The 22,332-nt window shown below is 69.7% G+C and carries 19 protein-coding genes, 1 rRNA gene and 1 pseudogene; 8 read left to right on the top strand and 13 right to left on the bottom strand.

Annotation, left to right across the window (positions count from 1 at the left end; all coding sequences use genetic code 11):
* Both rrf and ACIA8X_RS42255 read left to right on the top strand, forming a co-directional pair.
* Positions 1-77 (top strand): 5S ribosomal RNA (rrf, locus tag ACIA8X_RS42260); the annotation flags it as partial.
* 69 nt (positions 78-146) lie between these two features.
* Complete coding sequence (locus tag ACIA8X_RS42255; protein ID WP_393452109.1) at positions 147-692, top strand: GNAT family N-acetyltransferase; 546 nt, start codon at positions 147-149, stop codon at positions 690-692.
* Between the two features lie 4 nt (positions 693-696).
* Here the strand turns inward: ACIA8X_RS42255 and ACIA8X_RS42250 are convergent, their stop codons facing one another.
* From ACIA8X_RS42250 to ACIA8X_RS42215, 8 genes are all read right to left on the bottom strand, one after another.
* On the bottom strand, positions 697-2,295 hold the full coding sequence (locus tag ACIA8X_RS42250) for a type VI secretion protein (protein ID WP_399460543.1): 1,599 nt from the start codon (positions 2,293-2,295) through the stop codon (positions 697-699).
* A 9-nt stretch (positions 2,296-2,304) separates the two neighbouring features.
* Positions 2,305-3,714 (bottom strand): ATP-binding protein, encoded by a 1,410-nt coding sequence (locus ACIA8X_RS42245; RefSeq protein WP_393452115.1) that lies wholly within the window; start codon positions 3,712-3,714, stop codon positions 2,305-2,307.
* A gap of 6 nt (positions 3,715-3,720) precedes the next feature.
* Complete coding sequence (locus ACIA8X_RS42240) at positions 3,721-5,277, bottom strand: SCO6880 family protein (protein WP_393452118.1); 1,557 nt, start codon at positions 5,275-5,277, stop codon at positions 3,721-3,723.
* Complete coding sequence (locus tag ACIA8X_RS42235) at positions 5,274-6,602, bottom strand: hypothetical protein (RefSeq protein WP_399460542.1); 1,329 nt, start codon at positions 6,600-6,602, stop codon at positions 5,274-5,276. Before ACIA8X_RS42235 ends, ACIA8X_RS42240 begins: the two co-directional genes overlap by 4 nt.
* On the bottom strand, positions 6,592-7,422 hold the full coding sequence (locus ACIA8X_RS42230) for a hypothetical protein (protein WP_399460541.1): 831 nt from the start codon (positions 7,420-7,422) through the stop codon (positions 6,592-6,594). The genes ACIA8X_RS42235 and ACIA8X_RS42230 overlap by 11 nt, the downstream gene beginning before the upstream one ends.
* Positions 7,423-7,590: 168 nt before the next feature.
* Positions 7,591-7,899: a hypothetical protein gene (locus ACIA8X_RS42225; RefSeq protein ID WP_030950340.1), complete on the bottom strand. Its 309-nt coding sequence runs from the start codon at positions 7,897-7,899 to the stop codon at positions 7,591-7,593.
* 370 nt (positions 7,900-8,269) lie between these two features.
* Positions 8,270-9,592, bottom strand: coding sequence for a peptidase S8 (locus tag ACIA8X_RS42220; RefSeq protein ID WP_393452127.1), 1,323 nt, complete (start codon positions 9,590-9,592; stop codon positions 8,270-8,272).
* A 306-nt stretch (positions 9,593-9,898) separates the two neighbouring features.
* On the bottom strand, positions 9,899-10,501 hold the full coding sequence (locus tag ACIA8X_RS42215) for a TetR/AcrR family transcriptional regulator (RefSeq protein ID WP_393452130.1): 603 nt from the start codon (positions 10,499-10,501) through the stop codon (positions 9,899-9,901).
* A 90-nt stretch (positions 10,502-10,591) separates the two neighbouring features.
* Between ACIA8X_RS42215 and ACIA8X_RS42210 the strand changes: the two genes are divergently transcribed.
* Complete coding sequence (locus ACIA8X_RS42210; RefSeq protein ID WP_399460540.1) at positions 10,592-11,611, top strand: oxidoreductase; 1,020 nt, start codon at positions 10,592-10,594, stop codon at positions 11,609-11,611.
* Between the two features lie 105 nt (positions 11,612-11,716).
* Here ACIA8X_RS42210 and ACIA8X_RS42205 read toward each other — a convergent pair whose 3' ends face one another.
* Complete coding sequence (locus ACIA8X_RS42205) at positions 11,717-12,133, bottom strand: hypothetical protein (protein WP_399460539.1); 417 nt, start codon at positions 12,131-12,133, stop codon at positions 11,717-11,719.
* A gap of 135 nt (positions 12,134-12,268) precedes the next feature.
* On the opposite strand from ACIA8X_RS42205, the pseudogene ACIA8X_RS42200 reads away from it, so the two are divergent.
* Positions 12,269-13,026: pseudogene (locus ACIA8X_RS42200) on the top strand (PIG-L family deacetylase).
* 18 nt (positions 13,027-13,044) lie between these two features.
* On the opposite strand, the gene ACIA8X_RS42195 reads toward ACIA8X_RS42200, so the two are convergent.
* Positions 13,045-13,392: a DUF1330 domain-containing protein gene (locus ACIA8X_RS42195; RefSeq protein ID WP_399460538.1), complete on the bottom strand. Its 348-nt coding sequence runs from the start codon at positions 13,390-13,392 to the stop codon at positions 13,045-13,047.
* A 165-nt stretch (positions 13,393-13,557) separates the two neighbouring features.
* On the opposite strand from ACIA8X_RS42195, the gene ACIA8X_RS42190 reads away from it, so the two are divergent.
* The 4 genes from ACIA8X_RS42190 (at position 13,558) to ACIA8X_RS42175 (ending at position 18,020) form a co-directional block, all read left to right on the top strand.
* Positions 13,558-14,337 carry a trypsin-like serine peptidase gene (locus tag ACIA8X_RS42190; protein ID WP_399460537.1) on the top strand — a complete coding sequence of 260 codons (780 nt, stop codon included), beginning with the start codon at positions 13,558-13,560 and terminating at the stop codon, positions 14,335-14,337.
* 22 nt (positions 14,338-14,359) lie between these two features.
* Positions 14,360-16,054, top strand: coding sequence for a serine/threonine-protein kinase (locus ACIA8X_RS42185; protein WP_399460536.1), 1,695 nt, complete (start codon positions 14,360-14,362; stop codon positions 16,052-16,054).
* A 113-nt stretch (positions 16,055-16,167) separates the two neighbouring features.
* Positions 16,168-17,112 carry an NlpC/P60 family protein gene (locus ACIA8X_RS42180; protein WP_393453054.1) on the top strand — a complete coding sequence of 315 codons (945 nt, stop codon included), beginning with the start codon at positions 16,168-16,170 and terminating at the stop codon, positions 17,110-17,112.
* Between the two features lie 197 nt (positions 17,113-17,309).
* Positions 17,310-18,020 carry a phosphatase PAP2 family protein gene (locus ACIA8X_RS42175; protein ID WP_393452148.1) on the top strand — a complete coding sequence of 237 codons (711 nt, stop codon included), beginning with the start codon at positions 17,310-17,312 and terminating at the stop codon, positions 18,018-18,020.
* Between the two features lie 108 nt (positions 18,021-18,128).
* On the opposite strand, the gene ACIA8X_RS42170 is transcribed toward ACIA8X_RS42175, so the two are convergent.
* From ACIA8X_RS42170 to ACIA8X_RS42160, 3 genes are all read right to left on the bottom strand, one after another.
* A complete protein-coding gene (locus ACIA8X_RS42170) occupies positions 18,129-19,697 on the bottom strand; it encodes an FAD-binding oxidoreductase (protein WP_399460535.1) in 1,569 nt (522 codons plus the stop codon).
* A gap of 815 nt (positions 19,698-20,512) precedes the next feature.
* A complete protein-coding gene (locus tag ACIA8X_RS42165) occupies positions 20,513-21,511 on the bottom strand; it encodes an anion permease (RefSeq protein ID WP_393452154.1) in 999 nt (332 codons plus the stop codon).
* Between the two features lie 7 nt (positions 21,512-21,518).
* Positions 21,519-22,139, bottom strand: coding sequence for a DUF47 family protein (locus ACIA8X_RS42160; protein WP_345009572.1), 621 nt, complete (start codon positions 22,137-22,139; stop codon positions 21,519-21,521).
* Positions 22,140-22,332: the final 193 nt, after the last annotated feature.

The raw sequence follows: 22,332 nt of genomic DNA, 5'->3' as shown, positions 1-22,332 counted from the left end.
CGAACCCGGAAGCTAAGCCTTACAGCGCCGATGGTACTGCAGGGGGGACCCTGTGGGAGAGTAGGACGCCGCCGAACAAAATTTGAGAAAACCCCCGTACCAATTACTGGTACGGGGGTTTTCTGCGTTCGGCTACCGTGGCTGGCATGAACTACAAGATCCGTTCCGTGCGTGCCGATGAATGGCCCTCGGCGAAGGCGCTACGGCTTGCCTCGTTGCAGGATCCCGTGGCGCATCTCGCCTTTCTGGAGAGCTACGAGGAGGCCTCGGCCCATCCGGATTCCTTCTGGCAGGAGCGCACCGCCCGCGGTGCCGAGGGTGCGTCCGGCACGCAGCAGCTCATCGCCGAGGGGCCGGACGGGGAATGGGTGGGAACGCTGACCGTGCTGATCGAGGAGCCCGGGGCGACGGACTGGGCCGGGTTTCCGATCGAGCGGAAGCAGGGGCATGTCGTCGGGGTGTTCATACGGCCCGAGCTCCGTGGGATCGGTCTGACCGAGGTGCTTTTCGATGCCGGCCTGGAGTGGGCGTGGGGGCGTGGCGTCGAGCGCGTGCGGCTCATCGTGCATGAGGAGAACGGGCGGGCGCAGGCCTTCTACCGCAGGGCGGGGTTCGTGCCGAGTGGGCGGACCGTGCCGCTCGCGAAGCGCCCGGGTGAGGTGGAGTTGGAGTTCGTCCTGGAACGAGAGTGACCGGCTACACCGGGAGTTCGTCGTGCGGCCAGCGGGAGCGGGCCTGTTCCCGGGACCGGAGCAGGGCCAGGGTCGGCATACCCCGGTCCGCTCCGGCGGCCAGCAGCTCCGGCAGTTGGGGAAGCGGAGCCACGGCGGCGACGTCGTCCAGGACGAGCGTCATTGGTGGGTCGAGGCGACCGGAGGATGACCGTTCGGCCATGCGCCGGCCGCGCTCGACCACGCTTGCGGCGAGGGCCGTCAGGAGTGGCATGGCGCCCGGGTTGGCTCGGGGGTCCTCGATGGATTCACCCACCAGATAAAGCGTGCCCCCTTCATGGATGAAGGAATCCAAGGTGAGGGCATCAGTTCGGTTGGGAGTGCAGGACTCTCGGATGTTGACCGTGGAGAGGGCGGAGAGCGCTCTGCTGGTCAACTCCTGTGCCATGTCGCGGCGTTCGGGGTGGGCGGTGAGGGCCGCTTCGAGTTCGCCGGCCGACCCTGGGGCCGCCTTGGGGTTCGTACGGAGGATGCGTACGGCGTCCTGGATCTGGCTGCCCTGGGACCAGCGGTGGACGTGGCGGATGGTGCGGCCGTCGATGGCGGCGGCGTGCAGGTAGCTGCGCAGGAGCGTTTCGGCGGTGTCGGCGACGGCTTGGTCGAGGCGGGAGGTGGGGCGGACCGGGGTCAGCAGTGCGGTGGCTCTCGCGGCCGCTGTCTGCTTGTCCTCGCAGGCCGTTGTGGGGGACCAGTGGAGGCGGGCCGGGGTGTCGCAGAGGTGGGCGGGGTCGTGGAGGAGGACCGGGCCGAGTTTGCCGCGTGCGTCCTTCGTGTCCTGCCAGAGGGCGTGGTTCGAGGTGACGACGAGGGCCGCGCCTTCCGCGTCGCGTAGTGCCTGGGTGGCGGTTTGCCGGCGGGCTTCCTTCGGGGCCACGAGGATCTTTTCCCACCGGCCCACTGGTTCGGGTTCGGATTCGAGTTCGGTGAGTAGCGGGTTGCGGGGCTCGGTGGCCGTCAACGCGTCGTCGCCGCGTTCCGTCGCCCCCGCGGCCGTCATCGCCGGGCCCGCGTCAGGACGTACTGCCTGCGTCTCGTGACCACTGTCCCGCGTCCGCGTCGGCTCCACCGCGGTCCGCGGTGCCGGTACCTCCCCCTTCGGGGGCGTAGGAGCGGGCACAGGGGCTTGGAGCCAGGGCTGTTGCTCCACGCTGCCGTTGCCGGCCGGCGTTGCGCTCGGGTCCGTCTTCTCGGCGTGTCGTGCCTTCCTGACCACCCGCCAGCGAGCCACCGTACCCATCACGAACACGGTCAGCACGATGAGGATCATGAACTGGCCGATGAACAGGCCCCAGAACAGGCCGTAGCCGGAGAGCTGACCGGCGGGTGTGGCCGGCCATGCGCCGGGGATGTCGTGGGGGTGGGCGATCAGGGAGCGCATCGCCAGTGGCGTGCGGGTGAAGGTGACTTCGGTCGGCCAGGTGCCGTGGGCGAAGAGTGCCGCCAGGCCCGTCGCCGTCCACACCAGCAGGGTCATGCCGAGGAGGAAGGCGAGTAGGCCGATCAGCAGGCCGTCGGGGATGCCCCCTTGGCCGTCCCGGTGTTCGCGGCGGTCGTCCGGTCTCACGCTGCCCCCTTACGCCACCGTCGATTCGGAGTCGCCCAGGTGTTGCTCCACGAAGGCCGCCGCCCGTTCCTCCGCCTCCAACTCGGCGGCGCGCAGGGCGTCGTCGGTCAGGTCGGTGGAGGACTCGGTCATGGCGCGGTCGGTGAAGACCAGGGGGCGTTCGGTCTCGGTGACCAGGTGTTTGACGACCTGGACGTTGCCGTTGACGTCCCACACCGCGATGCCGGGGGTGAGGCTGGGGATGATCTCCATCGCCCAGCGCGGCAGGCCCAGCACGCGGCCCGTGGCCCTCGCCTCGTCGGCCTTCTGGGCGTAGATCGTCCTGGTGGACGCCATCTTCAGGATCGCGGCCGCCTCCTTGGCAGCCGCACCGTCGACGACGTCCGAGAGGTGGTGGACGACGGCGACGAAGGACAGGCCGAGGCGTCGGCCGAACTTCAGCAGGCGCTGGAAGAGCTGGGCCACGAACGGGCTGTTGATGATGTGCCAGGCCTCCTCGACCAGGAAGATGCGCTTCTTCCGGTCGGGGCGGATCCAGGTGTGTTCCAGCCATACGCCGACGATCGCCATCAGGATCGGCATGGCGATGGAGTTGCGGTCGATGTGGGACAAATCGAACACAATGAGCGGCGCGTCGAGGTCGATGCCGACCGTGGTGGGGCCGTCGAACATGCCCCTGAGGTCACCGTCGACCAGACGGTCCAGGACCAGCGCCACGTCCAGGCCCCAGGCCCGTACGTCGTCTATGGCGACGTTCATCGCCTCGGCCGACTCCGGCTCGGGGTGCCGTAGCTGTTCGACGATGTCGGTCAGGACCGGCTGGCGTTCGATGATGGTCTCGTTGACGTAGGCGTGCGCGACCTTGAGGGCGAAGCCGGAGCGCTCGTCCAGGCCGTGCCCCATCGCGACCTCGATGATCGTGCGGAGCAGGGCGAGCTGACCCGTCGTCGTGATCGACGGGTCGAGCGGGTTGAGGCGGATCCCCATGTCCAGGGCCGCCGTCGGGTCCAGGCGGATGGGGGTTATCCCCAGCTCCTGCGCGATGAGGTTCCACTCGCCGACGCCGTCCTCGCCCTGGGCGTCCAGGACGACGACCTGGCGGTCGCGGAAGCGCAGCTGGCGTAGGACATAAGTCTTCTCCAGCGCCGACTTGCCGTTGCCGGACTCGCCGAGGACGAGCCAGTGGGGGGCGGGGAGCTGCTGGCCGTAGAGCTGGAAGGGGTCGTAGATGTAGCCCTTTCCGGAGTACACCTCGCGGCCGATGATGACGCCCGAGTCGCCGAGGCCGGGGGCGGCGGTCGGGAGGTACACCGCCTGGGCCTGGCCCGTGGACGTGCGCACCGGCAGCCGGGTGGTCTCGACCTTCCCGAACAGGAAGGACGTGAAGGCGTCGGTGAGGACGGACAGCGGGTCCCGCATCAGGTCCTACCTCCGAATGCCGGTGGCGAAGGGGAGTGTGTTCACGAATGCCCGGTGGTGCTCCCGGTCGCACCATTCCAGCTTCAGATACGACTTTCCGGCTGACGCCCGGATGGTCCGCTTGTCGCGTGCGAGGGCCTCGGGGGAGCGGGAGGAGACGGTGATGTAGCCGACCAGGTTGACGCCGGCGGCGCCGCTCGCGAGGTCCTCGCCGCGCTGGTCGAGGCGGGTGTGGGCGGCGACGTCGCGGGGGTCGACGGTGCGGTTCATCTTGGCGGCGCGGCTGGCCTCGGCCTCGTCGTTGGTCTTCTCGGTCAGCATGCGTTCGATGGCGATCTCGGTGGGTTCGAGGTCCATCGTGACGGCGACCGTGCGGATGACGTCCGGGGTGTGGACGAGGAGGGGCGCCAGGAAGTTGACGCCGACCGGGGTCATCGGCCATTCCTTCACCCAGGCCGTGGAGTGGCACCAGGGCGCGCGTGTGGAGGACTCCCGGGTCTTGGCCTGGAGGAACGTCGGCTCCATGGCGTCCAGCTCGGCCGGCCAGGCGTTGCGCTTCGTCATCGCCTGGATGTGGTCGATCGGGTGGTCCGGGTCGTACATGGAGTGGATGAGGGAGGCCAGACGGCCCTGGCCCAGGGGCTGGCGGACACGGATGTCCGCCTCCTGGAGGCGGGAGCAGATGTCCGTCAGCTCGCGGGCCATGACGACCGCGAGACCGGCGTCGCGGTCGACCTTGCCGCCGTGCGGGCGGGCCGCGCGGGCCATCGCCATGGCCTCGGCGGCCAGTTCGCGGGTGTAGTGCATGCAGGCGACGAGGTACGCGCGGTGCTGCTCGCTGCTCGTCGACACCATCGACTGGAGTTGGTCGTACGACTCCTGCAGCCATCCCGGGGTGCGCTCGTCACCGCGGACGGCGACGTCCTTGGCGTGGGCGTCCGGGTCGGCGGGGAGGGTGCGGGCGAGCATCTGGAGGCGGGTGACGAAGCCGTCGCCGTTCGCCACGTGCTTGAGGAGGGTGCCGAAGCGGTCGACGAGGGCTTCCTGGTCCTCGGAGTCGCGCAGGCCGACGCCGGGGCCCTCGATCTCGATGGCGGCCGTGACGGTCCGCCGGTCCGCGTGCAGGAGTACGGCGATCTCGTCGGGCCCGAACGGGGCGGCCAGCCACGTGATGCGGCCGATGCCCGGCGGCGGGCCGACCTCGACCTCGCGCCCGTCGGCGCCGGTGCCGGCCTCGATGACGCCGGAGCGGTAGGTCGTGCCCTGGCGGAGGGTGCGCTTGTAGCTGCGGTTGATCTCGAACCACTTGTAGATGGTCCGGTGCTTGTACGGCACGTAGACCGCGGCCAGCGCGAGCAGCGGGAAGCCGGTGAGCAGCACGATGCGCAGGGACAGGACGGGGACGAGGAGCCCGCACATCATGCCGAGGAACGCGCCGACGATGATCAGCGCGATCTCGCCGGTTTCACGGTTCCGGCCGACTACGGCGTTCGGCCGGGCGCGGCCGATCAGATATGTACGGCGGGGCGTGACCGGATGGGACACGTGGGACTGCGTCGTCAACGCCCGTCACCTCCTGAACGATTGCTGTTGCGGGTGTTGCCGGCGTGGGGGGTGTTAATCGGGCTGCTCGAGCGGGGTGCGGGTGCGGCGGAGGGGACAGATCCGCCGCCTCCGTTCGAGGAGCGCGAACTGTGCGCGGCGACTCCGCCGGAGGCGGGGTTCGAGGGGCGGGCGCCGCTCGACTGGCCTGAGCCGCCCTGGTTGTCCGCGCGGGAGCTGTGCGTCTTGATGCCCTGGGCGACGAGGGTCGCGGGAGAGCTTATGACGGCGGCGGCCTTGCCCTCGGCGCCGCGCATGATGCGGTTGTTGCGGGAGCCGGCGAGCTCGTCGCCGAAGCCGGGCACGAAGCGGTAGATCATCGCGCTCGCGAAGATGGCGAGCAGGATGATGGCCAGGCCGGAGACGACGGCCGAGAAGGCGTTCGGGCCGTCGTCGGTGGACAGGGCGCCGGCCAGGCCGAGGACGATCACGATGACCGGCTTCACCAGGATGACGGCGATCATGATGCCCGCCCAGCGGCGGACGTGGCCCCACAGGTTCTTGTCGACCAGGCCCGCGTAGACGACGGTGCCGAGGAGGGCGCCGACGTAGAGCAGGGCGGCGCGGATGACGAGCTCCAGCCAGAGGATGCCGGCGGCGAGGATGCTGACCAGGGAGACGACGATCAGCATGATCGGGCCGCCGCCGATGTCCTCGCCCTTCTCCAGGGCGCCGGCGAAGGTGCCGAAGAACGTGTCTGTCTGGTCGCCGGTCGTTTTCGCCAGGACCTCTGTGACGCCGTCCGTCGCCGATACGACCGTGTAGAGGATCAGCGGCGTGAACGCGGACGCGAGGACGGTGAGCCAGAGGAAGCCGATCGCCTCGGAGATCGCGGTGGTGAGGGGGACGCCCCTGACGGCTCGCTTGGCCACGGCCAGGAGCCAGAGGAGGAGAGTCAGGATCGTCGACGCCGCGAAGACGACCGCGTACTGCTGGAGGAACTTGGGGTTCGTGAAGTCGACGTTGGCGGTCTCCTGCACGGCCTCGCTGAGCTGCTTGACGGTCCAGGAGGCGGCGTCGGCGCAGCCCTTGGCGAGGGAGGAGAGGGGGTCGAGGGTGGCGGTGGGGTCGGTTAGGGAGCGGCCGCCGGAGCCGGTGCCTGAGCCGCCGTTGTCTTGTTCGCAGTAGTCCTTGGCGGGGCCGACGATGAGATCGCAGTTGTCACCCGACGGGGTCGGTGAGGGTGTGGGAGCGGCGACGGCACGCGCGGCCAACAGCACGACCGTGGTCTGTACGGCGGTGAAGGCGGCGGCGACCTTGAGTACGCGGCGCGGATCAGCGGGCATACGTGAAGCCTCCGTACTCCTCGACGGCCTTGGCCATCTCGTCGGCGCTGGACGCCCGGTTGTCCCCGGGGACGGGTGCGGGGCCGTCCTTCTGGGAGAAACTGTCGACCTTCCAGTCACTGTTTGCCCAGCGAAGCTGGAGCGTCATGGTGAACCAGTCGCTGCTGGCCGGATTGGTCGAGCTCTCCCCGGCCATGCCGAACACGCCGGTGCACCACACCTCGACGGTTGCTGTGGAGCTCGAGTAGCTCGTGATCTTGGTGCCGACCGGCACGGTGCGTGAGACGTAGGTGTTGCCCTCCGTCGCGTCGCCGTTCTCGTCCAGGCCGATGCTGCTCAGGAACTCCTTGGAATACGCCTGGTCGAGCTTGGCCGCGAGCTCCGTCTGCTTGTCGGCGACGAACACCTGCTGGACGATCTCGGCTCTGCGGGCCGGCTTGAGGATGTCGGCGGAGACCAGCGAAACCGCGTAGTTGGCCGCAGCGCTCTGCACACCCTGTGCATCGTGCGCGAACCCCGCCGGAATCCCCCCGACCTCCCCCTCCACCGGCCGCGCCCCACTCGCCGCCGTGGCGGAAGATTTCGGCTGGTTTTCGTCCCCGTTCGATGAACCGGAGTCGTCGCCTCCACGGTTCGCGAAGGCGATCGCTGCGATGAGGAGGACCACCACGCCGACCACGGTGACCAGGCTCCGGGACGACGAGCGGCCGCCTCGCCGCGCGCCCCCGTACACGTCACCGCCGCTCTCGGGCAGGCGGGTGCGGGTCTGGCCTGTGCCTCCGTAACCGCCGGAGGATTCCCGGTCGTCTCCCTGGCTCATGCCGCGTACGCCCCCTCGACGTCGGACGGAAACACGTAGGAGTACGACGGTAGCCGTGCTGGTTCCCGCATGGGCGCGGTGTGGTGACTCGACATCAGGGAAACGCAACCTCAGCCGGTGAACACGACGGGTGGGTGGGGGACTAGGGGGCGGAGGAGACGGCGGTGGCTAGACGGCCATGCCGTACACGATGGTGAACAGCGTGCCCAGTGAGCCGATGATGAAGACGCCCGTCAGACCGGCGACGATCAGCCCCTTGCCCTGCTCGGCGCTGAACGTGTCGCGCAGGGCCGTGGCGCCGATGCGCTGTTTGGCCGCGCCCCAGATGGCGATGCCGAGGCAGATCAGGATGGCGACCGCCATGACGACCTGGATCATCGTCTTCGCTTCGTTCCCCAGTGCCCCGAACGGGCCCCAGTCCGGAGCGATCCCGCCGATGATGGTGTTGATGTCGCCCTTATCGGCCGCAAAGAGCATGTAAGTCACCGCCCCTGTCGGGTAGTTCCGCAGTCCCCTGCGGTGCGCAGAGGTCAGACCTCATTCTCGCCGATATTGTCGCCGTCGTATGTCGACTTGGCGTCATTGATGGGCGGGATTCGTACGAATGGCCCGTACGGTCACTCTGTGTATCACGGCAGGTCACGCCGGGCAATGAGGCCTGAGCGGAACCCGTCGTGTGGTTCCGTCGTTAGCCTTCTTCACGCCGGGTGCCGTTTCTGACGGCCGGTCGGGTGAGTGGTCGTGCCGGTGTGCTGCGGGTGAAGGCTATCCCGGCAGCGCGAACGGGCCACGGCGGGGTGCCGTGGCCCGTTGCTGTCGGGGTTGGTGACGGAGTGTCAGCGGGAGGTCAGCCGGTGAAGGCCGCCACGCCCTGCGGAGTGCCCCAGCCGGTGGGGCCGTCGTAGCCGCTGCGGGCGGTGCAGAAGTACGACGTGGAGCAGGTGCCGTTGTTGCCCGAGGTGACGTCGTTGAGGGCGGACGTGCCCGCGGCGGCGTACGGGAACTGCGCCGGGTAGGCGCTGCTGGACGGCGTGCCCGCGAGTGCGTACACGCCCGCGATGATCGGGGCGGAGGCGCTGGTGCCGCCGAAGGTGTACCAGCCGGCGGTGACGCCGTAGGAGTCGTAGACCGCGACGCCGGTCGCCGGGTCCGCTACGGCCGAGACGTCCGCGATCGTGCGCTTGGCGCAGCCGGTGTCGGTCTGCCAGCTCGGCTTGGCGTCGTACGCGGAGCAGCCCGAGCCGGTGCCTGCGGTGCTGCTCGTCTTCCAGACGCTCTCCGTCCAGCCGCGGGAGTTGGAGGAGGTGGACAGCTTGGTGCCGCCCACGGCGGTGACGTAGCGGGACGCGGCCGGGTACTCGGCGCCGTAGCCCGAGTCGCCCGCGCTGACGGTGATGGCGACGCCCGGGTGGTTGAAGTACGCCGAGTCGTAGGACGGGTCGGACGACTCCTCCGAGCCGCCGTAGCTGTTGGAGACGAACTTGGCGCCCAGCTTGACCGCCTCGTTGACGGCCGTGCCCAGGTCCTCCATGGATGCGGAGGACGCCTCGACCAGCAGGATGTCGCAGTTCGGGCAGATGGCGCTCGCCATGTCGACGTCGAGGGAGATCTCCTGGGACCAGCCGCTGTCGGCGGTGGGCAGGGAGGTCGTGGAGCCGGTCTGGCCGACCTTCTTGAAGCAGCCGTTGGCCGTGGTGCAGGTGGGGAGGTCGTACTGCGAGCGGTACTTGGCGAGGTCGGCGTCGGCGTTCGGGTCGTCGTAGGCGTCGACGATCGCGATGGTCTCGCCGGAGCCTTCGGAGGCGGCGGCGGAGGTCAGGCCGTAGGCGTCCTGGAGGTCGGAGGGGCCGTAGCCGGAGGGGCTGGTGGCGTCGGCGGCCTTGGGGGTGACGCCGTTCTGTGCCGCCCGCTGCTTCTCGAAGGCGGTGACACCGCCGGTGACGCGGACGGAGTTGCAGGCCAGGTCGCCCTTGTGTTTGGGCGTGGCGCACGGGGTGGCTGCCCAGGTGACCTTCGTGGCCGAGGGGGTCTGCGGGGTGGTGCTCGCGGCGGTCGCGGTGGTCGCGGTGCCGAGTCCGGCGAGCGCGAGTGCGGCGGCGGTGGCGGCTGCCGCGGTGAGGCGGCGCCATCTTCTGGGGGGTGTGGGGGAGTTGGGGGTCGTCGTACGCAACGTACAGCCTCCTGTGAGTGGGTGAAGAGGCCTGCGGGTGGGGGGTCCGCCGGTGCGGTTCCCGGCGGGGGCGGCGGCCCGCCGATGACTGTCGCTTGTTGGGTACGTGACAACAAGGTGGGTTTCGGAATCCTGACTTCCCCATTGCTCAGGGGTGTTGGGGATTGCCGATCGATGGCGCGGCAATGGGCGGGGGATGGGCGACGGGTGGCCGGGGGATGATCGGGAATTGGCCCTGGTTTGACCCGCGCCGAAACGGCCCCGCCTGATCCGGCGGCGCTGCGGTGCCCGTATCGCGTCGAACCGTCAGCGGGGCCTGAGGCCGTGGAGCAGGTGGTGGACCAGGCCGTCGACGCTGCCCAGGGCCGTCTCCGGGGTCAGCATGCCGCCCGCGATGAAGGCGGCCATGCCGTGGAGGGCGGCGCCTGTGACGAGGTTGAGGAACTCGGGGTCGCCCTCGATGATCTCGCCGCGCTGCTGGGCGTCCGCCATGACGCGCGCCAGTGAGCCGACCGTGCGGTCGACGGCCGCCGCCATCTGTTCCGAGGCGTCGGGCTCGTGCTTGCGGGCGTACATGAGCTCCAGGAGCTCGGCGTTGTCGATCGCGAAGGTGAGGTAGGCCCGGGCCAGGGCCGAGAGGCGGGGCTCCAGGGGGAGCGCGGGGTCGTCCGCCGAGTCGAGTGTCCGGGCGAGCCGCTCGTACCCGGCCAGGGCCAGGGCGTTCAGCAGGGCCTGCTTGTCCTTGAAGTGGCGGCCGGGGGCGGCGTGGCTGACGCCGACCTCGCGGGCCAGTTCGCGCAGGGAGAGGGAGGCGGCGCCCTTGTCACGCAGGGTGCGTTCCGCGGCGGAGAGCAGGGCGGCGCGCAGGTCTCCGTGGTGGTAGGGGCGGCTCTCGGGCATGCGCACCATCGTAGCTTGATGTTGGCGGTGCCATCTTTGTTGGCGTCGTCACCATTGTTGTCATTGACAGCATTGTTGGCGACGCCTACATTCGAGAGTATGGCTGACAACACGAAGAAGATCGAGAAGAAGGTCGAGAAGAAGGTCGAGAAGAAGGTCGAGAAGAAGGTCGATGACGCGTGGGATGCCACCCGTCTTCCCGACCTCGCGGGCCGCACCGCCGTCGTGACCGGCGCCAACAGCGGCATCGGCCGCACCGCGGCCGACGCGCTGGCCCGCGCGGGCGCGCACGTCGTGTTCGCCGTACGGGACCTGGAGCGGGGCCGGGCCGCGGCGGCGACGGTGAACGGCAGTACCGAGGTGCGGCGCCTGGATCTGGCGGATCTGTCGTCCGTGCGGGAATTCGCGGACGGCTGGCAGGGGCGTCCCCTGGATCTGCTGATCAACAATGCGGGCGTGATGATGCTGCCGCAGCAGCGGACGGCGGACGGCTTCGAGATGCAGTTCGGCACGAATCATCTGGGGCACTTCGCGCTGACGAACCTGCTGCTGCCGTATGTCACGGACCGGGTCGTGACGCTGTCGTCCGGCGCCCACCGCTGGGGCAACGCGCGGATCCGCTTCGAGGACCTCGGCTTCACCTCCGGCTACGACCCGCAGCGCGCGTACGCCCAGTCGAAGCTGGCGAACCTGCTCTTCACGCTGGAACTGCAGCGCCGGCTGGCGGCCTCCGGTTCCCCGGTCCGCGCCCTTGCCGCGCACCCCGGCTACGCCGCCACCAACCTCCAGAGCCATGCGGCGAACCCGGTGATGCGTGGGCTCATGAAGTTCGGCAACAGTTTCCTCGCCCAGGACGACAGGGCGGGCGCGCTGCCGACGCTGTACGCCGCCACGCAGGACCTTCCCGGCGCGAGCTACGTCGGGCCGGACGGGCTGGGCGAGATGCGGGGCGGGCCGACGCTGGTGGGCCGGAGTGCGGCGGCGAGTGACGCGGAGGTCGCGCGGCGGTTGTGGACGGTGTCGGAGGAACTCACCGGGGTGAGCTGGGCGTTGGGGGCGGGGAAGTCGGGGGCGTCGGGTGCGTTGGGGACGGAGGGCCGGGTGGCGGCCGAGCGCTGACGGGCGCCGGCGAGTGCCCGCGCGCCCTGCCGCCGGGGTGGTTCTGCCGGACCTGCCTTGCCGTGCAGCCTGTGCAGCCCACGCAGCCCATGCAGCCCGTATCGGCTACGACTCCGGCTGCGTCACCGTCAGAGCCCATCGGATGTCGTCCGACGAAGCGTCGACGCCGATCGTGAAGGACCCGAAGTGGACCATGCCGGGGTCCATGGTCACCGAACCCACGCCGGCCTCCCCGTCCGGGCAGTCGACCGAGAACGCGGCGACCTCGGTCTCCTGCGACATCGTCACCCGCACATCGCCGCCGCCTTCGCACGCCACCGTGAGCACGGTCGGCAGACCCTCCCACGCGCCGCCGGACGCGACACCGCCGTCACCCGTCTGCTCCGGTACCCACACCAGCCCGTCCGGCCCGGGATGGGGCAGCAGGACATCGGCCGACGCGGCGGCGGGGCCGGCTGCCACGCCGGTCAGCGTGCAGGCCGCGAACGCCGTCACGGCGAGAGTTCGCTTGGTTCGTCTCACGATGGTTCCCCCTCAAGACGCCTTGGTCGTCGATCAGTTGATCGAGCGGGGCAAGTCTGCCGCGCCGGACGATCGGGTGCTTGAGTATGCGTACTCAGAGGTAGGTCGAAGTTCGTCCGCGGAGGTGGTCGACAGATGTCGGTGCCGAGCCTGCTCGGGGTGTTCGCGCATCCCGACGACGAGTCCCTGTCCTCGGGTGGGGTCCTCGCCAGGCATGCCGCCGCCGGCGCGCGCACCGCTGTCGTCACGGCGACGTGGGCCCCGGACACACCGCGCGGTGCCGAACTCGCCGAGGCGCTGCGGATTCTCGGCGCCGGTGAGCCGCGGATGCTCGGTTACGCCGACGCCGGGGTGCCGCACTCCGCGCCCGGCAGCCCGCGGCTGTGCGAGGCGTCGCTCGACGAGGCGGTGGGCCGGCTGGTCGCCCACCTCAGGGAGTTCCGCCCGCAGATCGTGGTCACCCACGACGAGTACGGCGGCGTGACCGGCCATCCCGACCATGTGCACACCCATCGCGTCACCACGCTCGCCGTCCGGGCGGCCGGCCTCGAACGCCTCTACCCGGACGCCGGCGCCCCCTGGCAGCCGAGCGCCCTCTACCTGGCCACACACCCGCACTCGGCCCTCGACGCACTGAGCGAACTGGCCCGTGCGGGCAAGGGCATGAACACGGTCCCGGACGAACGCGTCACCGCGACCGTCGACGTGAGCCCCTGGCTGCGGCAGAAGTGGGCGGCCGTACTGGCCCATCGCACCGAGGTGGAGCGGGGAGCCGCACCCGGGCTGCTGGCCGGCTTCCCCGAGGCGGTCCGTGACGGATCCTCGGCACGGAGTGGTACATCCGGCAGGACACGGTGTCCGGGGTGCCGGTGCAGACGGAACTCACAGCGTGAGCAGTGCCCTGCCCTGCCCTACTCGGCCGGGAGCCCGTCCCGCAGGGCCTTGGCGGTGACGGCCGGGTCGTAGCCCTCCGGGACGCCCTCGACGAGGATGATGTCGCCCTCGATGTGCCGGGACCGCAGCGGCGCGATCTCCTGGTAGGCGGGCGAGTCCCACCACGCCCGCGCCTCGGCGATCCCGGGGAAGCCGATCACCACGACGTGCCCCGGCCAACTGCCCTCCTTCGTCTCGTGCGGCGTGGTGTGCACGAGGAAGCGGCCGCCGTACGGCTCGAAGGTGGCGGGGATGCGCTCGATGTACTCGGCGATCTCCGGGTGCGGGGCGGCGTCCCGGAGGTGGGCGATGGCGTAGGCGGGCATGGCGTCGTCCTTCCGTCGGTCGGTCGGGCTGTTCCGTGCGGTTCCGATCGTGGCTCTCCCGATCGTGGCCTTTCCGATCGTGGCACGGGGCTTCGCCGGGATCGATGACCTGCCAGGTAATGCCTCTGACGCTCCTCTCACCTTCGTCAGCCACAGTGACCCCCGATGAAGCCCGCCTCCCGTACGTCCCGCACCCGCCGCCTCTCCCTGTACGCCGCCAGCCTTCTCCTCGTCCTCACCTCGGCCTCCGCCGCGGCCGACGACGCCGGTACGGGTCCCTTCGGTGTGACCGCCTTCGCCGCGGCGACGGCGCGGAGCGTGCGGGTGGGTGCGCTGTTCGCGGCGGACCGTCGGGACCGTCTGCGCGGCGGTCACTTCTGCACCGCGTCCGTCGTCCACAGCCCTCACCGGAACCTCGTCGTGACCGCCGCCCACTGTCTGGACGGACGGCCGGACGAGCTCCTGTTCGTGCCGGGGTACCGGGACGGCGAGGCGCCGTACGGGGTGTGGAAGGTCGGGCGGCGGTTCCTCGCGGAGGGGTGGAAGGAGAGGCGGGACGAGGACAGTGACGTGGCGTTCATGGTCGTGGAGCGTCGGGGTGGGGAAGGCGTCGAGGACGTGGTCGGTGGGGAGCGGTTCGCCACGGACACGGCCGTGGGGGCCACGGCGGTCACCGTCACCGCGTACCTCAACTCCCATGAGCAGCCGGTCAGTTGCACCAACAAGCCGCGCCCGCGCAGCCGTACGCAGCAGCGCATCGAATGCCCCGGCTTCAGCGGCGGGAGCAGCGGGAGCCCGTGGGTCGACGGGGACGGGGCGGTCGTCGGGGTGCTGGGTGGGCATGACGGGGGTGGGACGACGGCGGACATGTCGTACAGCGCGGTGTTCGGGGCGGAGGCGGCGCGGCTGTACCAGGAAGCGGAAAGGGACTCCGCGTCCAACTGATCTCTGTGGCAAGGTCGGTTCGGTGGACGCACTGAAGGATCGGGATCCCGCGCACATAGGCGCGTACACGCTGCTCGCACGGCTCGGGGCGGGCGGTATGGGACAGGTCTATCTGGCGCGGTCGCCCGGCGGGCGGCTGGTCGCCATCAAGGTGATCCGCGAGGAGATCACCGACCATCCGGAGGCCCTCGCCCGGTTCCGGCGTGAGGTGGAGACGGTGCGGGCCGTGCGCAGTGCGTATACGGCGAACCTGATCGACGCTTCGTTGGATGCGGCGCCCTATTGGCTGGCTACCGAGTATGTGGCGGGGCCTACCTTGAGCAAGGCTGTGGGGGAGCGGGGGGCGTTGCCGGCCGAGGCATGCCGTGGGGTGCTCGCCGCTCTCGCCGAAGGCCTCGCGGCGGTGCACGCGCACGGTGTCACGCACCGGGACCTCAAGCCGCAGAACGTCATCCTCGCCGCCCAAGGGCCTCAGCTCATCGACTTCGGGATCGCGCGCGGTGTCGGCCAGACGGCCCTCACCGAGGCCGGGTACGCGCCGGGCACACCCGGCTTCACCGCGCCCGAGGTGCTGCTGCGCAACGAGGTCGGTCCGGCTGCGGACGTGTTCGCGCTGGGCGCGACGCTGGCGTACGCGGCGACCGGGCGGCCGCCGTTCGGCATGGGTGAGTCGGCCGGCGTCAGTTACCGGGCCGTGCACGAGCTCATCGACCTCGCGGGCGTGGAGCCGGAGTTGGCGGCTCTTGTCGAGGCGTGCGTGGCCAAGGATCCGGCGGCGCGGCCGGCGCTCGGTGAGGTGATCGCGCGGTGCGGGGTTCGGTCGGCGCTCGTCGAGGACCCGTTCTACGCGGGGCTCGCCCAACTGGCCGAAGCGGCACCGCAGACGCCGCCGAGCGGGCAGGCCGGGGTCGCGCTGCCGGTGCCTCCGGCGCATCCGCCGCTGGGGGCGCATGAACTGCCCACGGCCGGGGCGCCGAACGGATACGGGTACACACCGACACAGGTGAGCGGGCCCACGCAGGTCGTCCGCCGTCGCCGCATCGCGCCCTGGACGGTCGCCGTGGCCATGGGGGTAGCGGTCGGCGTGGGAGTGGCCCTCGTGCTCATGGCGCCGGACGACGACAAGGGCGGCGGCTCCGCAGCGGGGGGCGGCAAGTCGCCCAGCCCGTCGTCCTCGGCGGCGTCGAAGGGGGCTCCCGCATACGCGGGCGACAAGATCGACCGTACGCTGTGGTCCTCGGAGACCGGCGAGTGCCAACTGCCGCCGGAGGAGCGGGCAGGCAACGGCTTCATGGGTTCCGTCAGCGATGCCGACAACCCCGACGCCGCCACGGAGACGCTCACCCTCGATGGCAAGGTGCGGCTCGGCTTCCGCGACAAGTACGCCACCGAAGGCACGGCGCCCTACTACGTCACCGTCAGTGTGAAGCCGCCGCACGACATCGACCCGTCCACCGGCAGGCCGATCGAGGGGCTGCTCTCCGACAACGCGAACGTGGGCTACCTGAGCAAGCCCATCGACCTGTACAGCGGCAGCGCCCCGGGCGACTGGAAGTACGTCACGTACCCGGACGACTTCAAGTCCTGGGCGACGGGCAAGCCGTCCCCCGCCATCCCCTTGACCAATGACCCCGGCGACTGGACCGTGCAGTTCCATCACATCCGTACGCCTGACGACTACTCAAGCATCTTCTGCCGTGGCTTCACGGTGAAATAACGCCACTCTCACGGGATACGGTCTTGAACAGCGGCGATATGGGGGAGGGTTGAGCCGTGCGAAAAGTATGGGTGGCCGGTGGTGTCGCGGTCGCGCTCGGCCTGAGCTTCGTCATGCTGCTCGTCGTCGGGGTGTACATCGTCGCCGGGAACCTGGTCAACGGCGTCGGCAAGGGCGGCGTAGCACTGGCGAAGGGCTCGGTGCCCGGCGCGTACCAGGCGCTCGTGCAGAAGTGGGGCAACCTGTGCCCCGCCATCAACCCCGCCCTGCTCGCCGCCCAGCTCTACCAGGAGAGCGGCTGGGACCCGGACGTCGTCAGCCACGCCGACGCCCGCGGCATCGCCCAGTTCATCCCGAGCACCTGGGCCACGCACGGTGTCGACGGCGACGGCGACGGCGACCGCGACATCTGGGACCCGAAGGACGCGATTCCGTCGGCCGCGTCGTACGACTGCGAACTCGCCAAGTACGTCAAGGACGTGCCCGGCGACACCACGAACAACATGCTCGCCGCCTACAACGCGGGCGCGTACCGCGTCATAAAGGCGGGCGGGGTGCCGGCCATCACCGAGACCCAGAACTACGTCACGCGGATCCGCAGCCTGGAGAAGAGCTTCGCCGCCCCCGTCAGCCGAGTGGACCCCTCCAAGCAGGCCGCCGGCGCCATCTACTACGCCCAGAAGAAGCTCGGCACGCCCTACCTCTGGGGCGGGGAGGGTACCGCCGCGGACGGGGGGCGGTTCGACTGTTCGGGGTTGACTCAGGCCGCTTACGACAGTGTGGGGATCTCGTTGCCACGGGTCGCCAATGATCAGTACAACGCGGGGCCGCATCCGGCCAGGAACGAGCTGCTGCCGGGCGACCTGGTGTTCTTCTCGAAGGACCTCAGCAACTCTCGGGCCATCCACCATGTCGGTATTTATGTGGGTGGTGGGTACATGATCGACGCGCCGAGAACGGGTGCTGTGATCCGGTTCGACCCGATCGACACCCCGGAGTACTTCGGGGCCACCCGGGTGACCGAGGATGGCGCGAAAGCACTGCCCACGAACGTTTAGACGGAGCGTGAACCCACCCCCTGAGCTGCGGCGATGGGTCTCTCTTCGATAACGTCTGAGTGATCATTCAGTGGAGTGTGGAACGTATCTACAGGGGCCGTGCGTTCCTGGTGACGTAGCCGGATCTACAACCACGGGGGTGGGCGGAGCGGCGTACGCAGGATGCGCCAACGAGACGACGAAGGGGCCGCGGCATCATGGCTGGACTCGCAGAATCCGGGTCGAACCCCGACGTCGAGCTGCTCTACGACATCAATGGCCTGGCCAAGGACGCGCCGCGCTGGTTCGACCGGGTCATGGAGTACGTCGGTGAGTACGGGATCGTCCTCGCTCTGATCCTGCTCGTGGTGTGGTGCTGGTGGTCCGTGCGGCGCAAGGGCGCGGAGGACGCCGCCTCGTCCGTGGCCGCGCTCGTGTGGGCGCCGCTGGCCGCCGCGGTCGCGGTGCTGGTGAACGTGCCGATACGGGGGTTCGTGGAGCGTCCGCGGCCCTTCAACGATCATCAGGGACTCGAGGTCCTGGTGAGCGGCAAGACCGACTACTCGTTCGTGAGCGACCACGCGACGATCGCCATGGCCCTGGGGGTCGGGCTGTTCGTCGCGAACCGGAAGTTCGGGCTGGTCGGGATCGGGCTCGCCCTGCTCGAAGGGTTCTGCCGGATCTATATGGGCGTGCACTATCCGACGGACGTCGTGGGCGGCTTCGCCCTCGGCACGGCCGTCGCGCTCCTGCTGTCGCCCATCGCCATGGCCCTGCTGACGCCGGTGATGTCCGCCATCGAGCGGTCGCCGAGGGGCGGGTGGCTGATCAAGTCGCGGGGACGGTCCCGGGTGGGTGGGCAGGACGCGGTGATTCCGGGGGCCCGGAGGGAGACGGCGGGGGCTGAGGAGCGGGATCTGGCGGCTTAGGCCGTCCGTCCCCGGTCGGTTCCGGGCCCGGGTGTGGGTGTGGGTTCGGTTCCGGTTCGGGCTCCGGTTTCGCCCCCCCCCGCGACCCGGCTTTCAAGCGTCCAGCGCCTACAGCGCCTGCGGGTACGTGAAGAACCTCTCCGGGTCGTACTGCTTCTTCAGGCTCGTCAGACGCGTCGCCGCATCCCCGTAGTACGCCTTGCGCCAGTCGGTCAGGGTCGGGTCCGTGTAGTTCTGGTACGCGGCGCCCGAGGCGTGCGGTCGCATCGCGTCGTGGGTCGTCTTCAGCCAGGCCTGGGCCGCGGAGCCCGTCGTGCCGGCGCGCCAGGAGGCGATGTACTGGGCCAGGAAGCGGGAGCGGCGGTGCACGAAGGCCGTCGCCGTGGGGGAGACGCGGTTGACCGCGCCGCCGAGGGCCGTGAGGGCGATGCTGCCGGAGCCGCCGCGGACGGTCTGCATCTGCTTCAGCAGGGTCTGGATGCCCGCCGAGGAGAGGGAACGGTCGAAGAAGTCCGACTTCGCCGTGTACGTCTCGCGGCTCAGCGCGCCCTGCGGGGAGCGGCCGGGGGTGGAGCCGGGGAGGTGGCACTGGGCGTCCGTGGAGAAGGACGAGCAGCCGGCGTACAGCTCCATCGACTCCTCGTACGAGCGGCGCTTGAGGGCGACGTTGCTCGCGGGGCCGGGGCCGCCGGGGCGGTCGGCGAGGCTGTCCACGGCGTTCTGGAGTTCGCCGTAGGTGCCCAGGGAGAACGCGGCGACGGTGATGGTCGGGGTGCCGCCCGCGTGGTTCGAGATGCTCAGGGCCGACCAGATCTCGTCGGGCTGGGTCGGGCCCCACTCCTGCCAGGCCTTGATCAGCTTGGTCGCCTTCGACCAGGGCCAGGTCATGTACGCCGTTACGGCCTGGGGGGCGGCGTGGGTCTTGAAGTGCAGTTCCGTGACGACGCCGAAGTTGCCGTTGCCGGCGCCGCGCAGGGCCCAGAAGAGGTCCTTGTTGGTGGTGGCGTTGGCGGTGAGCTGCTTGCCGTCGGCCGTGATCAGGGTGGCCTGGGTGAGGCTGTCGCAGGTCAGGCCGTAGGCGCGGGAGGTCACGCCGTGGCCGCCGCCGAGGGTGAGGCCGGAGACGCCGACGGTGGGGCAGGAGCCGGCGGGGATGGTGACGCCCTTTGCGGCGAGGCCGCGGTAGACGTCGATGAGCTTGGAGCCGGCGCCGACCACGGCGGTGCTGCCGGAGGCTCGGATGCGGTTGAGCCTGGAGACGTCGATGATCAGGCGGTTGTTGCCGGAGGACCAGCCGGCGTAGGAGTGGCCGCCGTTGCGGATGGCTACCTTGAAGTGGTGGGCGCGGGCGTAGGCGAGGGTGGTGCGGATGTCGTCGGGGTGGGCGACGTAGGCGACTGCGGCGGGCTTCAGGGCGTCGAAGCGGGTGTTGTAGAGCTGGTGGGCGGACTTCCAGTCGGCTTCGCCGGGGCGGATGAGGGTGCCGTCCAGGTCTCGGGCGAGGGCGGTCCAGTTGGCGGGGGCGGCGGACTTGCTGGTGGCGGCGGATTGTGTGCGGGTGGCTGTGTCTGCGCCGGTGTCTGTGGCGGAGCCGGTGTTGCCGTTGCCGTTGCAGGCGGTTGTCGCCAGGGCGGTGAGGGCTGCTGCGCCGCCGCCGATGAAGGTACGCCGTTCCATGTCGCCTCCTGGGGGGTTACGTGGAACGAGACGGGGTGGTGGGGGTCGGGGTTCCATGGTGTCGGGGTACGCCGGGTGTTTTCTCGCCCCCGCCGCCCCTACCCGTCCCATCCACCAGGGGCGCTGCCCCTTCGACCCCGGCCCGCTTCTGGGGGCTGCCGCCCCCAGACCCCCGCTGTCGGCCCCGAAAGGGCCTCGTCCTCACACGCCGGGCGGGCTGAAAGTGCCTGGGCCTGCGTCGGGATGTCGCCCTCGCTGCACCTCGTCGCCCCCTCGGGTGGGTGGGGGATTGGGACGGTGCGACCTCGTCCTCACACGCCGGGCGGGCTGAAAGTGCCTGGGCCTGCGTCGGGATGTCGCCTTCGCTGCACCTCGTCGCCCCCTCGGGTGGGTGGGGGATTGGGACGGTGCGACCTCGTCCTCACACGCCGGGCGGGCTGAAAGTGCCTGGGCCTGCGTCGGGATGTCGCCTTCGCTGCACCTCGTCGCCCCCTCGGGTGGGTGGGGGATTGGGACGGTGCGACCTCGTCCTGACACGCCGGGCGGGCTGAAAGTGCCTGGGCCTGCGTCGAGATGTCGCCGTCGCTCCACCTCGTCGCCCCCTGCGGGTGGGCGGGGAATTGGGACGGTCAGATCCGGCCTCACATGCCGGGCGGGCTGAAACGCCTGGGCCTGCGCCGAGACAGACGTCGCCCTCGCTCCACCAAGTCGCCCCCTACGGGCGGGCGGCAGATCGGGACGGTCAGGCCCGGCCTCACACGCCGCACGGGCCGAAATCCGCAGGCCTGCGCCGAGAATGTGCCGTTGTGCAACCCCTACAGGAACGCCAGGTTCACAATCCCGAACGCGCCCGCGGCGACAAGCGCCGCCGCCGGCATCGTGATGAACCAGCCGAGAACGATGTTCTTGGCCACGCCCCACCGCACGGCGTTCACCCGCTTCGTCGCGCCGACGCCCATGATCGCGGAGGTGATGACGTGGGTCGTGGAGATCGGTGCCTTGAACAGGAATGCCGTGGTGAACATGATCGACGCACCGGTCGTCTCCGCGGCGAAACCCTGCGGCGGGTCCAGCTCGATGATCTTTCGTCCGAGGGTCCGCATGATCCGCCACCCACCGGCATACGTCCCCAGCGACAGCATCACGGCGCACACGATCTTCACCCACACCGGGATGGGATCGCCGTAGTCCTCGACATCGGCGATGACCAGCGCCATCACCACGATGCCCATCGTCTTCTGGGCGTCCTGGAGGCCGTGCCCGAGCGCCATGCCGGCGGCCGAGACGGTCTGCGCGATCCGGAATCCCCGCTTGGCCTTGTGCGGGTTGGCGCGCCGGAAGATCCACATGATCGCCGTCATTACCAGGTAGCCCGCGCACAGGCCGACGATCGGTGAGACGAACATGGGGATGACGACCTTCTCCAGCACCCCGCTCCAGTACACCGTCGTCCCCCCGGCCAGCGCCGCCCCCACCATGCCGCCGAACAGCGCGTGAGAGGAGGAGGACGGGAGGCCGTAGTACCAGGTGACCAGGTTCCAGGTGATCGCACCGACCAGGGCCGCGAAAAGGATCCCCATCCCCTTCGAGCCCTCGGGTGTCTGAATCAGGCCCTCGCTGACGGTCTTGGCGACACCGGACCCCAGAAAGGCGCCGCCGAGATTCATCACCGCGGCCATCGCCAGCGCGGCCCGCGGCGTCAGTGCCCGCGTCGAGACAGATGTGGCGATCGCGTTCGCGGAGTCGTGGAAACCGTTGGTGTACGTGAAGAAGAGCGCGACCAGGATGGTCACGACCAGGGCGAAGGTGTCCATGAAGGGTTCAGGACTCCTTGACGGCGATGGTCTCCACCGTGTTCGCCACGTGCTCGAACGCGTCCGCCGCTTCCTCCAGCACATCGACGATCTGCTTGAGCTTCAGCACCTCGATGGCGTCGTACTTGCCGTTGAAGAGGTGGGCGAGGAGCTTGCGGTGTATCTGGTCGGCCTGGTTCTCGAGGCGGTTGACCTCGATCCAGTACTCGGTGAGGTTGTCCATGGTGCGCAGGTTCGGCATGGCCTCGGCCGTGAGCTCCGCGGCCCGCGCCAGTACTTCGATCTGCTGCTCGACGCCCTTGGGGAGTTCCTCGATGTTGTAGAGGACGACCAGGTCGACGGCCTCCTCCATGAAGTCCATGATGTCGTCGAGGCAGGATGCGAGGTTGTAGATGTCCTCGCGGTCGAACGGCGTGATGAACGAGGAGTTCAGCTGGTGGAAGATCGCGTGTGTGGCATCGTCACCCGCGTGTTCTGCGGCCCGCATACGCTCTGCGATCTCGGCCCGGCCGGCGTTGTCCGCCCCGAGCAGTTCCATCAGGAGTTTCGAGCCCGTGACGATGTTGTCCGCGGATGCGGCAAACATGTCGTAGAAGCTCGTCTCCCGGGGGGTCAGACGAAATCGCACGTGGGGTCCTCAAGAAGCATCGGTTTCGGTCAGGCTGATGCTAGGCGCATCATCCGGCCACGGCTAATGGGCCGTCCTCCAGTGTCGCCCATCGGGCACAGTGGTCGGCACGGGGGCAGCCCAGTGGTCCAGTCCAACGGCCGTTCGCGGCATCGGCCACAGGCCCTATACCCAGCAAAGTTCGGTACGATAT

This window comes from Streptomyces sp. NPDC051738 (assembly GCF_044453205.1).
GTDB lineage: Bacteria > Actinomycetota > Actinomycetes > Streptomycetales > Streptomycetaceae > Streptomyces.
Note: the sequence above shows the minus strand (reverse complement) of the source record. Positions and strands in the feature narration are given on the sequence as shown.

What these genes read in the sequence shown, in the direction of transcription:
- ACIA8X_RS42255 (WP_393452109.1), top strand. Translation starts at nt 147, where the DNA reads ATGAACTACAAGATCCGTTCCGTGCGTGCCGATGAATGGCCCTCGGCG.
- ACIA8X_RS42245 (WP_393452115.1), bottom strand. Translation starts at nt 3,714, where the DNA reads ATGCGGGACCCGCTGTCCGTCCTCACCGACGCCTTCACGTCCTTCCTG.
- ACIA8X_RS42235 (WP_399460542.1), bottom strand. Translation starts at nt 6,602, where the DNA reads ATGCCCGCTGATCCGCGCCGCGTACTCAAGGTCGCCGCCGCCTTCACC.
- ACIA8X_RS42230 (WP_399460541.1), bottom strand. Translation starts at nt 7,422, where the DNA reads ATGAGCCAGGGAGACGACCGGGAATCCTCCGGCGGTTACGGAGGCACA.
- ACIA8X_RS42225 (WP_030950340.1), bottom strand. Translation starts at nt 7,899, where the DNA reads ATGCTCTTTGCGGCCGATAAGGGCGACATCAACACCATCATCGGCGGG.
- ACIA8X_RS42215 (WP_393452130.1), bottom strand. Translation starts at nt 10,501, where the DNA reads ATGGTGCGCATGCCCGAGAGCCGCCCCTACCACCACGGAGACCTGCGC.
- ACIA8X_RS42210 (WP_399460540.1), top strand. Translation starts at nt 10,592, where the DNA reads ATGGCTGACAACACGAAGAAGATCGAGAAGAAGGTCGAGAAGAAGGTC.
- ACIA8X_RS42195 (WP_399460538.1), bottom strand. Translation starts at nt 13,392, where the DNA reads ATGCCCGCCTACGCCATCGCCCACCTCCGGGACGCCGCCCCGCACCCG.
- ACIA8X_RS42190 (WP_399460537.1), top strand. Translation starts at nt 13,558, where the DNA reads ATGAAGCCCGCCTCCCGTACGTCCCGCACCCGCCGCCTCTCCCTGTAC.
- ACIA8X_RS42180 (WP_393453054.1), top strand. Translation starts at nt 16,168, where the DNA reads ATGCTGCTCGTCGTCGGGGTGTACATCGTCGCCGGGAACCTGGTCAAC.
- ACIA8X_RS42175 (WP_393452148.1), top strand. Translation starts at nt 17,310, where the DNA reads ATGGCTGGACTCGCAGAATCCGGGTCGAACCCCGACGTCGAGCTGCTC.
- ACIA8X_RS42170 (WP_399460535.1), bottom strand. Translation starts at nt 19,697, where the DNA reads ATGGAACGGCGTACCTTCATCGGCGGCGGCGCAGCAGCCCTCACCGCC.
- ACIA8X_RS42165 (WP_393452154.1), bottom strand. Translation starts at nt 21,511, where the DNA reads ATGGACACCTTCGCCCTGGTCGTGACCATCCTGGTCGCGCTCTTCTTC.